We start from the raw sequence: 14,395 nt of genomic DNA on the forward strand, positions 1-14,395 counted from the left end.
TTGATGTGGTTGAAAATAAATGATGAAGTATTTAAAAAAATATGAAACTATATTCTGCCTTTTTATGAATTTTTGCAGGAACGAATGAATAACATTTTATAGTTATGGAGGTGTATAGCATGAGAGGTAAAATTGGGGAGGAAATAAATCGTCTAGTAGGGATATTAAAAAAGGATCAATCTCCTGATGGTTCCTGGCATTACCCCTTTGAAACAGGAATTTCTACGGATGCATATATGATTATTCTACTCCGCACTTTGGAATTAAATGATGAAAATCTGATTCAGTCTTTAGTGGAGAGAATTCTTAGTAAGCAAGAGGAAAATGGTGTTTGGAAACTCTTTTATGATGAGAAAGATGGAAACTTAACAGCAACCATTGAAGCGTATTATGCACTTTTATATTCAGGTTACCAAAACAAGAAAGATAAAAAAATGCTAGCTGCCAAACACCAGATTTTAGCCTTAGGCGGTATAGAGAAAAGTCATATGCTTACGAAAATAATGCTCTCCTTAACTGGTCAATATAAATGGCCCAGCTTTTTTCCAGTTCCGCCTGAATTTGTACTTTTACCATTATCATTCCCCATTAACTTTTTCGACCTCTCTGTTTACGGAAGAGCAAACCTTGCTCCCATTCTAATCCTTGCTGACAATAAATTCTCCACCAAAACAAAAAACAGTCCGGATCTCTCTGATTTATTTTATTCAAGGGAAAAAGCGGAAACAGATGATTTTTTTCTAAATGATCGATCAGAAGAGTGGCGTTCGCTTTGTTCATATATTCAACAGGGAATTAAAAATATTATAGGTTTCCCAGCGTATATAAAATCCATGGCCATCCAGCAACTGAAACAATACATGCTAAATCGAATCGAAGCCGATGGGACATTGTACAGTTACTTTAGTTCAACTTTCCTTATGATCTTTTCTTTGTTATCAATTGGTTACCCAAAAAATGATCCAATTATAACGAAAGCGGTGGAAGGATTAAAATCAATGGCTTGTCAAATTGACGGTCATACCCATATTCAATATACAACGGCAAATGTCTGGAACACATCCCTAATCAGTGATGCACTGCAACAAGCTGGTGTCTCATGGGAAGAACCAGTGATTCAGAGTGCCAATAACTATCTACTTAGGCGCCAGCACTATCGTTATGGTGATTGGATGATTCATAATCCTCACAGTTTACCAGGTGGCTTCGGATTTTCTCATATTAATACCATAAATCCAGATGTGGATGATACCACAGCTTCCTTAAGATCCATTGCCCATTTGACAAGACATAAACCTGAAAATCATCAAGCCTGGGACAGAGGGATAAACTGGTTATTTTCCATGCAGAATGATGATGGAGGATGGGCTGCTTTTGAAGAAAATGTGGATAAAAAAATACTAAATTTCATTCCAGTTGAAGGGGCTAAATATCTATTAACGGATCCCTCTACTGCAGATTTAACAGGCAGAACCTTGGAGTTCTATGGAAATTTTACCAATCTGTCAAAAAATCATTCAGCAATGAAAAGTGCGGTAACTTGGCTAAGACGGCATCAAGAAAAAAATGGTTCCTGGTATGGAAGGTGGGGTATTTGTTATATTTACGGAACTTGGGCTGCCATTACTGGTATGATTTCTGTAGGTGTAGATAAAGGGCATTCTTCGATTCGACAAGCTATAAAATGGCTAAAGGATATACAAAATTCAGACGGAGGATGGGGGGAATCATGTAAAAGTGATATCAATCAAACCTATACGTCATTAGGAATGAGTACGTTAACACATACAGCTTGGGCATTAGATGCATTAATTGCAGCATCAGATAAAAAAACTCCTGAGATAGAGAGGGGAATAATATTTTTATTAAGAAATTGCGATAAAGAGGATTGGACCTCTTCCTATCCAAAAGGACAGGGAATGGCAGGAGCATTTTACATTCATTACCATAGTTACCGGTACATTTTTCCTCTGTTAACCCTGAGCCATTACAAACGAAAGTTTTTGGAATCCTAAAGGATCACTTATTAACTTGACTTTTGCAATTTTGAATTTTACCTAGCGGATGCCAAATTTTCTAACGTTAAAGCCCTTGTCACACACAAGGGCAAATTCATTCAAATCCCCATCTAGTACCTTTATGATTCTTTCCCGATAACTTCCAATTAAATTGTTTTTCTTCGTAAGATAGCATTATTTACATTACCAAGGTTGATAGTTGTTAATCTAATTCTGACAGTGAAATCCTATAAAGCTTGTCATCATTATTCTCTGGAGCACCCCGTCCATCTCCATTATTACTAATAAAATAAAGATAGTTATCCTCAATCCGTACATCGCGGATTCTACCAAGACCGGTTATAACTTCACGGTATTCCCCTGTTTTAAGATCAAATTCCAAAACGGCAGTCCCTCTAAGGGCGGCAACATATAATTTTTCATTATCATATGCCATCCCAGATGGTGCCCAAGTCGATTCATTTCCAGAAGTATATAAAGGCGAAATCATTCCTTCCTGCTCTTCTTCTCCTTCCATAATCGGCCAGCCGTAATTTTGACCTGCTTCAATTAAGTTCACCTCATCATTGGCATTATCACCATGCTCACTGGCATACATCGTGCCCCCCGATGACCAAGTCATCCCTTGTGGATTTCGATGTCCATAACTATAAACATATGAATCTGGAAATGGATTATCATCTGGTATTGATCCATCAAGGTTCATTCTTAAAATTTTACCGCCTAATGAATTAAGATCCTGGGCGATTTCACGATTAGAAGCATCCCCAGCTGTTGCATAAAGGGTTCCGTCTGGTCCTATTTTAAGTCTCCCTCCATGATGGTAATTACCACTGGGAATTTGGTCAAGAAGCAGACTCTCTTCTCTCCATATATTATTTTCCAATCGAAGTGTTACGATACGATTATATTGCCCTTCACTAGCTTCATACGTATAATAGGCATAGGCAAGGTTTGATTCAGAAAAGTCAGGAGCAAGCACAAAACCAAGCAGCCCTGCCTCTGAAGCAGTTGATACCTCTTGCTCGAGTTCTACATTTTGTCGTTCTGCTTCTCCCCCTTCTATTTTGACAATACTACCGGGTCTTTCGGTTAAATAGAATGTATCTTCCAGTTTCTCGATCGACCACGGGACATCCAACTTCTCTGCAATAACTTCTAAACTTTCAATAGGCAATGATAACTCTTCTTGTTGCGTATCATCCAAATTATTGAATGTTTCTTGATCACTAGAAGAATTTTCCTCATCATTTGCAGAACAACTAATAAGGAAAAGAACACCAATTAAATATCCTGATAACATTCTTTTCATTTTCATCACTCCCCGCGTATAAAGAACTATTCCGGTATTATTAGTTGAATTATCGTTCTACAACGATAATTCAACTATTTAACTAGATACCAGTATGAATGATAGTCAAATTAAATTTCCAATTAATCTATCTATTCAATAGTAGTTACTAAATTACAAAACTACATAGTACGAATATCGATTACGAATCGATACCGAACATCAGAAGCCAGGACGCGTTCGTAAGCTTCATCAATTTGATCGGCAGAAATAATTTCAACCTGAGGCACAATGCTGTGTTCAGCACAGAAGTCTAACATTTCTTGTGTTTCACGGATACCACCAATCATGGAACCAGCAAACGAACGACGATGACCGATAAGAGATTGTACATTTAATGACAATGGTTCTCCAGGAGCACCAACATTAACCAATGTGCCATCAAGCGTAAGTAATCCAAAATAGGCATCCATATTAATTTTTGCACTTACTGTATTAATAATTAAATCAAAAGTGCCCGCGAGTTTTTCAAATGTTTCCGGATTACTTGTAGCGTGGTAGTCAACTGCCCCAAATTGCAATCCATCGTCTTTTTTATTCAATGTTTGGGATAGAACAGTTACTTCTGCTCCCATCGCATGCGCAATTTTGACTGCCATATGGCCAAGTCCTCCCATTCCCACAACTGCTACCTTTTTATCTGAACCAGCTTTCCAATGATTTAATGGAGAATAGGTTGTGATACCTGCACAAAGCAACGGTGCTGCAACCGCAAGATCAATACTCTCAGGAATGCGGAGTACAAAGTCTTCCGATACGACAATGTGGGTGGAATAACCGCCTTGCGTATGATCCCCGTATTTATCAACCGCTGCATAGGTATCTATTTTGCCATTGAGGCAGTACTGCTCTTCCCCTTTAAGACAATTCTCACATTCCCCGCAGGAATCAACCATACAGCCGACACCTACTCGATCACCGATTTTATATTTTGTAACCTCAGAACCAATATTCGTTACGATTCCTGCAATCTCGTGTCCAGGAACAAGCGGATAGTGCACTTCTCCCCAATCACCGTGAGCAGTATGAATATCAGAATGACATATACCAGCATATTTGATTTCTATTAGTACATCATTTTTATCCAAGTTACGACGTTTAATTTCAGCTGCTCGAAATGAATGATTTGGTCCATCGACAGCTCGTGCTTTAGCAGTTACCATAAATTAAAACCTCCGATAATATAATTTTAAAATACTGGGCTTGTTGTAAATGCCAATAAATAAGATAACCTAAGATTCAATTTCCTTTAATTCACTTTTAATCCATATATACCATCACTCCTTTTCTAGGGAATCATGTTACCCCATGAAGTTAACTCGAGGGCAAATAATTAGTATCTTTTTTTCAACTTTACATTTCATGATTTATGACACAAACAGCATCTTTTTAAGATATAGTTTTATAAAAAGATACTGCTTTTCTATGTACATAGATTAATTTTGACGCTTCTGAAATACTGTGATAAAATCCCTCCCAAACCTTAAGTTAACTCAAGGTTCATATTTAAAAGGGGTGAAATAAAAATGACCTATTCAATCAGCGATGTTGCCAAAAAACTAAATCTCACGATACACACGATACGTTATTACGACAGAGAGGGATTAATACCCTTTATAGAACGCACCGCTAATGGCACAAGAGTTTTTAAGGAATCGGATGTGGACTTATTAAAAATTATTCAATGCTTGAAATCTAGCGGAATGGCTATTAAGGACATCAAGACATTTATTGAATGGTGTTCTGATGGAGATTCCACATTAAAACAAAGATATGAACTATTTATAGAACAAAAAGCCGTTGTAGAAAGACAAATGGAAGAACTAAAAAAGACCTTAGATGTAATCGAACATAAATGTAACTATTATAAGATTGCACTTGATGCAGGAACAGAGGATGTTCATAAAAACAATAAAATAGGAAACACCGTTTTTGATTGATATAAATCATCTGTATTTCATAATTCTGTATATGAAATACAGATGATTTTATTTGTTTTTCTGTAATTCAATCAAAAACCTACTGATCGCTAAGTCACTAAAAAGACGTACTATGCAGTAATTTTATACAATGAATTTCGAAGCATAATAAAAATAAAACCAATCACCAGCGAAAGCATCCCTACGAATAAAATATATTTCGTTCCAATTTGCGCTATGATAACTCCTGCGATACCTGCTCCAATCGTGGTACCTAAGTCAACAGATGTTAGGAATAATCCATTTGCAAAATCTGGAGCTTTCGGAGCAGATGATGTAATCCAATATTGGTTGATGTTTGCACCAATCCCCCCGAGTATCCCCCAAACTAAAATAATAATTGCGGTAGGTACCGTAAGTTCAGCCACAAAGTAAAAAATTAGATAAACAGCGGTTAATACAATAGGAAAAATAGTTACAGTACGGATAGGATAGTCTGTAAGTAATCTGCCAGCCATCACATTCCCTACAATATTAGCCAATCCATACACAAGCAACATGATACTGATTAAATTAGCCGACATATAATATTGAAAAGCGCAACCAAATAAATTGAAAATTTAAAGTTCAACATAATAGAATCCAGTATATCTTAATTTGGATATACTGGATTCTATACTTATTTCACCATTCTATCGGTTTTATTTTTCTAAAGAGCAGCAGGAAATTCGATATTTTTTTATATGGGGTTGCTCTAAAGTTAACTCTAGGGTGTAAAATGTAAAGATATGCGAAGGAAGAATTGACTACAATATAAATATAATATAGTAATTAAGATTGTTACATGAACAGAATTCTGTTTTTGATAGAACAAAGTACTAGCAAAGGAAAAAGGTTGGGATGAATATTTTAAAGCGACTGTTTTTTATGCTGTTAATCATATTGTTGGCTTTTTGGACAAAACCGTTTTGGAGAGATTCCGTTCGTGAATATATTCCTGAAGCCGTTTATGATACTTATCAATCTGCGAAAGAATTTACCACCCAAGTGATAGATAATGATTTTGACATTAACTTTGATTTTGACAAAGTAAAAGATCAAGCAACATCTTTTTACGCTTCTATTGTCGATTCTGGACAAGAACCAGAGCACGAACAAGTCGAAAAGCCAGAATTAACAACGCCAGATGAGCAATCTTTTTCCGTTGGAAATGTGGGATTGGGTGATACAAAAGACGAGGTTGAAGAAATGTATGGAGAGTCTATGCGTGAAAGTGAGAATGAATATGGTGTAGATTGGTCCACTTACCATGAAAACTACCAGAATTTCATGATGGTTGCTTATGACGAACAAGAGGTTGTTCGTGGTTTGTTCACCAATCAAGATTTGCTTTCTTCACAGTTTGATATAGCCTTAAGAGACTCAAAAACTCTTGTGAACGAAAAGTTGGGAAAACCAGAAAAAGTGATTCGCAATGGCTGGTTTAACTACCAAATTAACAGTGAAGGGGAATACGATGTCTACCAAATAGATGGGAACTATGTAACGATTTTTTACGATATTCATGAGGATGATGAAGTAACAGCTATTCAAATAATTGATCAGGACTTAGAATCTGCGAAAGATACCCTATATACAGCTGGCAGTGAAGCATTAAAAGAGGGATTTGAATATCAATTATTTGACTTAACCAATGCTACTCGTGTAAATCACGATCTTCCTATTTTACAGTGGGACGAAGATGTAAGAGAGACCGCAAGAAAGCACAGTACCGATATGGCAGAAAATCAATATTTCAGTCATACAAATTTACAAGGCCAGTCTCCTTTTGATCGAATGAGAGAAGATGAGATTGCTTTCACAAGTGCTGGAGAAAACCTGGCTTATGGGCAATTTAGCAGTATTTTCGCTCACCAAGGTCTAATGAATTCACTGGGGCATCGTGAGAATATATTGCACAATGGCTTTAATGAGTTAGGAATTGGTGTTGATTTTAATGCCGACAACCAACCATTTTATACGGAGAGTTTTTTTAGTAATCAAGGGTTATAGTAATCTTTGATAGCTAAATGAAGAGGCCTGGACATATCTAGCCTCTTCATTTAGGCATGGGCTCGTTTTATACCGCTAAATTAATTTAATATAAAAGATTAACGATGTTATATATATTTACAAAAATAATAACCAAGATAGAAATATTAAATATTTTTTCAACTTGTGTATTGGACATTTTTATGACGATACTAGACCCAATAAAACCGCCGATTATTCCCCCTATTATCATATAAACCAGCATTGACAAATCATAACTAGAGAAACCGGTAGTAAGTGCAATCAATATCAGAGCGGACAACTGTGAAAAAAAGATGATATAGATTGAATTAATAGCCGCATTCTTCGCATTCATAGAGAAAAGCAATATTAATATCGTTACATTTAAAGGTCCTCCACCTATTCCTAAAAATGCCGAAAGAAAACCCAAAATAAAACCTATTGTTAATATTATAAGTCTATTTTTAAAAACAAAGGATGTAAGCTTATCCTTTTTTATAAAGTAGATAAAAATTAAGGTAAGCAGCAATGCCAGTGTTGCAGATTGGATAAACCCTGTTACAGTTGGCATATTAAGAGAAATCGCAATGATGTTAAATATTACTTTACCTAAAATCCCACCAAATATTGAACCCACCGCAAGAATCGAGCTGACTACTTTATCGGTCTTATGTCCTTTTTTCCTAAATTTAACTAATGACATTGTTGCCATTGCTAACACTGTTGCTGCTGATAATACACCAATTGTAGGTAGATCAAAATGCCCAAATAGATCTAAAACCGGCTTGATGATTATTCCCCCACCTAAACCAGCAACAGCTCCAAGTGTTGACGCAAGCAGTCCAATGACGAAATATATGATAAATATAAAAATCATCTCCATCAATCAAAAAATCAAGATATATAATTATTCTTCAAAGAGTTGATCCTTAGCTTTTAATCTTTGCTCCCAATGAAGATTTTATTATTTCGGCACACTGGCTCATATCTAATGCATTTGTTACAAAAGCGTCCGTATTAAGACATAAGTCGTACTCACTCATTTTTCCGCGTTCAATGTTTGAAAATGATTTATAATAAAGCTCTCTTAGCTTAGATTGTTGATGAATAAAGTCCAACGCATTTTCTTCTGCCACTCCAGAGACACGAATACAGCGTTCTATCTTCTTACTGATATCGGAGGTATATGTGTAAACATTTAAAAAGTCCACTTTTCCTTTTAATACGATGTCCGCACCTCTTTCCATAAGGATGCAAGGTCCTTCTTGAACCGCTTTTAAAATAGAACCGGAATAAGCTTTAAAAATTTTACTGGATAAATCAGCATTGCTGTCATTTGTTGACTGCACGGTGTCATCATCAACCTTCATATTTGCTAATTTCTCATCATAGTCTCTTAAAACATTTTCTTCAATTCCTGATTCTTTTGCTGTCTTGATTAACAAATTTTCCTCACCGTAAAACGGTATTCCTAACTCCTCTGACAAATGTTTCCCTACTAGTCTTGCACCACTGCCAAATTCACTGGTCAAAACAATATATTTTTTAGTCATCATACCAATCCTTTCTTGTCAGGAAAGTATAAAACTTCCCTGATCGATACTTAAACTAAATCTTCTCCGTTTGATTCAATCACTTTTTTGTACCAATAAAAGGAATCTTTTCTAGTCCTTTTATATGTGCCATTTCCGTTATCATCTACATCTACATATATAAAACCATATCTTTTTTTCATTTCACCAGTACTAGCTGAAATAATATCAATCGGCCCCCACATCGTATATCCCATAACTGGTATACCGTCAATATCAATCGCCTTTTTCATTTCTTTTAAATGATCCCTTAAATATTCAATACGATATGAATCATGTATACTGCCATCTGACTCTACTTTGTCAACTGCTCCTAAACCATTCTCTACGATCATCAAAGGCAGTTGATAGCGATCATATAATAGATTCAGTAAATAACGGAGACCTGCTGGATCTATTGCCCATCCCCACTCACTCAAATTAAGATGCGGATTTTTATATCCTGTTTTTACACCATTTAAACCTTTAAAGGTTAACGGTGTTTCTTTTCCAACTACATGCGTCATATAGTAACTGAAAGATATGAAATCAACTGTTCCATTTTTTAGTTCCTGTAAATCTCCTTCCTCAATCGGTAAAACAATTCCTTCTCGTTCAAATTCTTTTAACTTATACGCTGGATAATAGCCTCGACATTGAACATCAGCATAAAATAGCATTTGATGCATAAAATCATTCGTTCTTTGCACATCTTCTGGGTTGCTGCTGGCCGGATAAGCCACATGTCCGTTATACATCATACCTACTTTATTATCAGGGGCAATTTGATGGGCCATTTGTACAGCTTTTGCACTTGCCAAAAATTGATGGTATGCTGCGGTCATACGTATTTGTTCGTCATCCGAATTAATTCCGGCCGCCATCCAAGGCTTTGTGGACATAACATTAATTTCATTAAAAGTAAGCCAGTACTTAACTTTACCTTGATAACGATTAAACAATGTTTCACAGTAGTGCAAATAAAAATCAACGACCTTCCTATTTCCCCATGACCCATATTTCAATAGCCCCAGCGGAGTCTCAAAATGGGATAATGTCACGATTGGCTCTATACCATATTGTTGGCACGTATCAAAAACCTCATCATAATGCTTCAGCCCTGCTTCGTTGGGCAATTCTTCATCTCCATTTGGAAAAATCCTTGACCAAGCAATTGACATACGGTAGGATTTAAATCCCATTTCTGCGAACATTTTTATATCTTCTTTAAAACGATGATAATGATCAACCGCATTGTGACTAGGATAATATTTGCCCTCAATAATTCCGTCTGTAATTTCTCTTGGAGAACTATCAGTGGCTCCGGTCATTATATCTGCAGTGCTTAGTCCTTTACCATCTTCTCTATATGCACCTTCACACTGATTCGCTGCAGTTGCACCGCCCCATAAAAAATCCTTTGGAAAACTCATGATTATAAACATCCTTTCTTAAAAACATAGTTTGCTATTTTATTAATCATTAAGGCAATTTAATCAATGCTTCGCCCACATTCACATTTTTTTCTGTAATACTTAATACATCCGCATAATCATTTGAATTTGTTATTACGATAGGTGTAATTACTTCATATCCCTCTTGCTTAATTGCATTGATATCAAATTCTAATAATAAATCACCTTTTTTTATCGTTTGTCCTTTAGTTACCTTCGGTGCATAATGTTGACCATCTAATTGTACCGTGTCAATTCCAACATGGATCAGAATTTCTGCCCCTCCCGCACTTGTAATACCTATCGCATGATGGGAGTCAAGCAAGGCTGTTACTGTACCATCAATGGGGGCAAATACTTTACCTTCCCCAGGGATAATTGCCACACCTTTTCCTAATACCTCCTGTGAAAACACACCATCATTAACTTCCTTTAGTTCAACTGATTTCCCTTTGATCGGTGCGTAAATTACATTATCATCACTATCTTTTTCTTTTAGTACTGTCTCTGTTTCTTCTTGTATGCTCTCGGATAATTGTTCTGTTTCTTCCTTAATGCCTAAGAAGTATGCAACCACAAATGAAACAACAAATGCTATAACAATCCCTATAATAGCGTAAATGAATACTGAGAATCCGTCCGGTCCAATATAGCTGGGTAATGCGAGGATTCCTGGCGGTACTTGAGCGAACCTTCCAACTCCCATAATTCCTAAGAATAGACCTCCAGCTCCACCACCGATCATCGCTGCAATTAATGGTCGCTTATATCGCAAATTAACACCATATAAAACTGGTTCTGTAATACCTAATAGAGCTGTAATTCCCGCAGAAGAGGCCAATGCTTTAAGTTCTTTATTCTTGGCGCGAAAACCTACAGCAATACCTGCACCACCTTGGGCGATATTTGAAACTAACATGCCTGGTCCTGCAACAGGGTCAAAACCTTTTGTTGCAAGCTCATTGATTCCAATAGAAATTAATCCGTAATGCATACCAACCATGACTAATAATGGAGTGGCAGCGCCTACTAGTGTTGGTACTAGCCAGCTCACTTTTGCATTTAGAAATGTAAAAATTTGCGCAAGACCGATACCTAAATAATTCCCAAGTGGTCCTAATACAATCAATGTTACAATTGCTACGATAAAAATAGTAAATAAAGGTGCTACAATGATTCTTATACTTTTCGGAATAATTTTATTGACAAACGGTTCAACATAGGACATAAACCAAATAGCCAGTATAATTGGTATAACTGTTGATGAATAACTGACTAAACCAATTGGAACCCCCAGAAAGTCAAATCCTTCACCATTGTCTTGTGCTATTTTGACCATTGATATAAAAGATGGATGCAGCAGTATTCCACCAATAACCATTGCAATATATTGATTGACTTGGAATTTCTTTGCTGCTGAAACTGCTAGGATAATCGGTAAGAAATAGAAACCAGCATCACCCATGAAAGTTAAGATTTGTAATATAGTAGATTCTGATGATAACAAACTAAAGCCATTTATAATTGCAACTACCGCTTTTAACATTCCAGCTCCAGCTAACACCGGAATAATTGGAGTAAAAATCCCAGCAATAATATCGATGACCTTTGATATTTTTCCTCTGTTATCTTCTTTTACTTTATTTCCGTCGCTATCATTATCAAAATTACCTAGTTTAGCTAATTCTTTATAAATTGAATCTACATCTGTGCCAACGATAACTTGATATTGACCTCCTTTGTTCGCAACCCCGACAACACCTTCTGTACTTTCTAGCCCATTTGTATCTGCTTTACTATCATCATTTAAATTAAATCTTAGACGTGTATAACAATGTGTGACATACTTTACATTTTCCTTACCGCCAACTTTTTCTAAAATGGCAGAAGCAAGATTTTTAAAATCCATAAATATCTCTCCTGTTAATAGTTTGTGTAATAAAAAATACCCACCGGTTACAAAAGAAATCAAATCGTGATCTCTTCTATAACTGGTGGGTATAGCCTTTCGTAACAATCCCAAACCTATTTAGTTTTACATACTTTCCTCAATAACTCTTCTTATGTGAATTGTAAGATATATAATTTCATCTTCTGATAATTGGCTATCCAATTCTTTATTAACATATTCTTCGATTCGTTGTGCACACTTATATTCTTCAGGGTACTTTGTTTTAATTACATCCAAAAATCCTAAGTCTTCTTTTGTAACCTTTTCACCCTTGGATATTCTTCTTACAAAATACTTTATGTGTGTATAAAATCGATCATAGTGTATGGAGCTTTCATTAAGCTCGATGCCATAATGATACTTTACGATATCTAATATTTTCTTTTGCCTTTTTACAAATTCAATCGTTTCCTGAAGCTTTACAGTGTCATCCATTTGGGCATTCACTAAATGCAATGCGATAAAACCAGCATCAGAATCACTAAGCCTTATACCATGTCTTTTTTCAATAATATTCAAAGCTTCTTTAGCAATTAAATATTCATGGTTATAGAATCTATTGATTTCCCACAACAGCGCATTTCTGATCTTTTTTCCCTTTTTAGCACGATCAATCGCATGGAAAATATGATCTGTTAAGGCTAACCAAATTGTATCATCTAATTTTTTATCTAAGGAGTTCATTGCAAACCTGACGATTTCATTTGTAGTCTGAATATATGAATAAGGAATGTTAGAAAGCAACATTTCAAGATAATTACTGTTCTTCTCTCCTTCATCTATTACATATATTCTTTCTATTAATTTTTCATCAATATTATCATTTTTTTGCTTTTGAAATCCCAGTCCTTTGCCCATCACAAGTACTTCTTTATTGTCCTTAAATGAACGAACTAAATTATTGTTAATAACCTTATCTATTTTCATAAATCAAATCTACTCCCAAGGTTATTCCAAACCAACAATGAAATTATATTAAAATGGTATAGCCTACTTTGTAGTAACTACCCAAATACTTTCATAAATCAGATTGAAGAGAATGGTATAGCCTATATTACAGTAACTATCCAATCAATCTACAGTAATATTATCCTTTTTTGATAACGTTGTCAACAATCCAACAAATCATTTTGTCCCGGGCTTTTAGACACAGGTAACTTGCTGTTAGACTTCTGGATTCAGAAAAATTTTAATTCGAATCATAGCACGGATCTTTCTTTAGAGCAAATACAATAAAAAAAGCCTAATTCTAGTTACCTTTAGTAAAGAATTAGACTTTCCTCAAGACAATCAATCCATTAAATTAAGTACTTATAATGACTAAAAACCTTGAAAGTCCCCAAAAATTGGTGCTAACAGAGCGTTGACAAGAGTAAATTTATCAAAAAACAAAACAACTCCCATTATAATCATAATACTTCCGCCAATTCTCATGAACATCCTACTGTATTTTTTTATCCACGTAAATTTAGCAATAAAAAATGCCATTAAGAAAAACGGAATACTAAAGCCTAATATATAAGAAATCATATACCATAGTCCTTGGGATGGGTTTGCACCAACAAGTGTTAACGTAGCTGCTAATATAGGTCCCATGCAAGGTGTCCAGCCTAATGCAAAAGCTAATCCTATTATGATCGTACCGATGTATCCAGTTGGTTTATTCTGAATGCCAAATTTATAGTCTTTCATCAAAAACTTCGGCTGGAATACTCCAATAGTTACCAAGCCAAAGAATACAATTAAAATCGCTCCTATTTGCCGGATTAAATCACCATATTGCACATACCACGTTCCAATTAAACTTGCACTCCCTGCTGTTCCAAATCCCAGCACTAAATAGATGATTGAAAATCCTAATAAAAAGAAAATGGTATGCATCATTGCTTTTCGTTGCCCGCTCCATTTACCGCTCTGGATATCTGATACACTCATTCCAGTAATATATGATAGAAATGCCGGATATAACGGGAATACACAGGGTGAAACAAAAGATAACACACCTGCACCAAACGCAAGTAAAATGGAAATATCCGCCTGCATGTTAGCCCCCCTATTACCTTTACTTTAGTAACCATT

Annotated in this window: 12 protein-coding genes; 3 read left to right on the forward strand and 9 right to left on the reverse strand. The window is 35.7% G+C overall.

Annotated features, from left to right (window positions below; all coding sequences use genetic code 11):
• The first annotated feature begins 119 nt into the window (after positions 1–119).
• The gene (gene shc / locus NSQ77_RS05550) at positions 120–2,015 is read left to right on the forward strand and encodes a squalene--hopene cyclase (RefSeq protein WP_339229426.1); all 1,896 of its coding nucleotides are present in this window, start codon (positions 120–122) and stop codon (positions 2,013–2,015) included.
• Positions 2,016–2,220: 205 nt separating this feature from the next.
• Here the strand turns inward: shc and NSQ77_RS05555 are convergent, their stop codons facing one another.
• Both NSQ77_RS05555 and NSQ77_RS05560 read right to left on the reverse strand, forming a co-directional pair.
• On the reverse strand, positions 2,221–3,330 hold the full coding sequence (locus NSQ77_RS05555; RefSeq protein WP_339229428.1) for a sorbosone dehydrogenase family protein: 1,110 nt from the start codon (positions 3,328–3,330) through the stop codon (positions 2,221–2,223).
• Positions 3,331–3,491: 161 nt separating this feature from the next.
• Positions 3,492–4,532, reverse strand: a complete 1,041-nt coding sequence (locus tag NSQ77_RS05560; protein ID WP_339229430.1) for an NAD(P)-dependent alcohol dehydrogenase — start codon at positions 4,530–4,532, stop codon at positions 3,492–3,494.
• Positions 4,533–4,895: 363 nt separating this feature from the next.
• Here NSQ77_RS05560 and NSQ77_RS05565 point away from each other — a divergent pair, with 363 nt between their 5' ends.
• The gene (locus NSQ77_RS05565) at positions 4,896–5,309 is read left to right on the forward strand and encodes a MerR family transcriptional regulator (RefSeq protein WP_339229431.1); all 414 of its coding nucleotides are present in this window, start codon (positions 4,896–4,898) and stop codon (positions 5,307–5,309) included.
• Positions 5,310–5,419: 110 nt separating this feature from the next.
• Here NSQ77_RS05565 and NSQ77_RS05570 read toward each other — a convergent pair whose 3' ends face one another.
• Entirely contained in the window at positions 5,420–5,872 is a 453-nt protein-coding gene (locus tag NSQ77_RS05570; RefSeq protein ID WP_339229433.1) for an MFS transporter, read from the reverse strand.
• A gap of 316 nt (positions 5,873–6,188) precedes the next feature.
• On the opposite strand from NSQ77_RS05570, the gene NSQ77_RS05575 reads away from it, so the two are divergent.
• On the forward strand, positions 6,189–7,340 hold the full coding sequence (locus tag NSQ77_RS05575; protein ID WP_339229435.1) for a CAP domain-containing protein: 1,152 nt from the start codon (positions 6,189–6,191) through the stop codon (positions 7,338–7,340).
• 85 nt (positions 7,341–7,425) lie between these two features.
• Here the strand turns inward: NSQ77_RS05575 and NSQ77_RS05580 are convergent, their stop codons facing one another.
• The 6 genes from NSQ77_RS05580 to NSQ77_RS05605 form a co-directional block, all read right to left on the reverse strand.
• Positions 7,426–8,223, reverse strand: a complete 798-nt coding sequence (locus tag NSQ77_RS05580) for a sulfite exporter TauE/SafE family protein (RefSeq protein ID WP_339229437.1) — start codon at positions 8,221–8,223, stop codon at positions 7,426–7,428.
• 46 nt (positions 8,224–8,269) lie between these two features.
• A complete protein-coding gene (locus NSQ77_RS05585) occupies positions 8,270–8,893 on the reverse strand; it encodes a cytidylate kinase-like family protein (RefSeq protein WP_339229439.1) in 624 nt (207 codons plus the stop codon).
• 50 nt (positions 8,894–8,943) lie between these two features.
• Positions 8,944–10,344 (reverse strand): glycoside hydrolase family 1 protein, encoded by a 1,401-nt coding sequence (locus tag NSQ77_RS05590; RefSeq protein ID WP_339229440.1) that lies wholly within the window; start codon positions 10,342–10,344, stop codon positions 8,944–8,946.
• A 49-nt stretch (positions 10,345–10,393) separates the two neighbouring features.
• Positions 10,394–12,274 (reverse strand): beta-glucoside-specific PTS transporter subunit IIABC, encoded by a 1,881-nt coding sequence (locus NSQ77_RS05595; protein ID WP_339229442.1) that lies wholly within the window; start codon positions 12,272–12,274, stop codon positions 10,394–10,396.
• Positions 12,275–12,400: 126 nt separating this feature from the next.
• Positions 12,401–13,243 (reverse strand): PRD domain-containing protein, encoded by an 843-nt coding sequence (locus tag NSQ77_RS05600; RefSeq protein WP_339229444.1) that lies wholly within the window; start codon positions 13,241–13,243, stop codon positions 12,401–12,403.
• A 393-nt stretch (positions 13,244–13,636) separates the two neighbouring features.
• Complete coding sequence (locus NSQ77_RS05605; protein WP_339229446.1) at positions 13,637–14,359, reverse strand: cytochrome c biogenesis protein CcdA; 723 nt, start codon at positions 14,357–14,359, stop codon at positions 13,637–13,639.
• Between the last annotated feature and the right edge of the window lie 36 nt (positions 14,360–14,395).

The organism is Oceanobacillus sp. FSL K6-2867 (genome assembly GCF_037963145.1).
Taxonomy (GTDB): Bacteria; Bacillota; Bacilli; order Bacillales; family Amphibacillaceae; genus Oceanobacillus.

Coding starts and splice junctions, on each gene's coding strand:
- shc (WP_339229426.1), top strand. CDS start 120: ATGAGAGGTAAAATTGGGGAGGAAATAAATCGTCTAGTAGGGATATTA.
- NSQ77_RS05555 (WP_339229428.1), bottom strand. CDS start 3,330: ATGAAAAGAATGTTATCAGGATATTTAATTGGTGTTCTTTTCCTTATT.
- NSQ77_RS05560 (WP_339229430.1), bottom strand. CDS start 4,532: ATGGTAACTGCTAAAGCACGAGCTGTCGATGGACCAAATCATTCATTT.
- NSQ77_RS05565 (WP_339229431.1), top strand. CDS start 4,896: ATGACCTATTCAATCAGCGATGTTGCCAAAAAACTAAATCTCACGATA.
- NSQ77_RS05570 (WP_339229433.1), bottom strand. CDS start 5,872: ATGTCGGCTAATTTAATCAGTATCATGTTGCTTGTGTATGGATTGGCT.
- NSQ77_RS05575 (WP_339229435.1), top strand. CDS start 6,189: ATGAATATTTTAAAGCGACTGTTTTTTATGCTGTTAATCATATTGTTG.
- NSQ77_RS05580 (WP_339229437.1), bottom strand. CDS start 8,223: ATGGAGATGATTTTTATATTTATCATATATTTCGTCATTGGACTGCTT.
- NSQ77_RS05585 (WP_339229439.1), bottom strand. CDS start 8,893: ATGACTAAAAAATATATTGTTTTGACCAGTGAATTTGGCAGTGGTGCA.
- NSQ77_RS05590 (WP_339229440.1), bottom strand. CDS start 10,344: ATGAGTTTTCCAAAGGATTTTTTATGGGGCGGTGCAACTGCAGCGAAT.
- NSQ77_RS05595 (WP_339229442.1), bottom strand. CDS start 12,274: ATGGATTTTAAAAATCTTGCTTCTGCCATTTTAGAAAAAGTTGGCGGT.
- NSQ77_RS05600 (WP_339229444.1), bottom strand. CDS start 13,243: ATGAAAATAGATAAGGTTATTAACAATAATTTAGTTCGTTCATTTAAG.
- NSQ77_RS05605 (WP_339229446.1), bottom strand. CDS start 14,359: ATGCAGGCGGATATTTCCATTTTACTTGCGTTTGGTGCAGGTGTGTTA.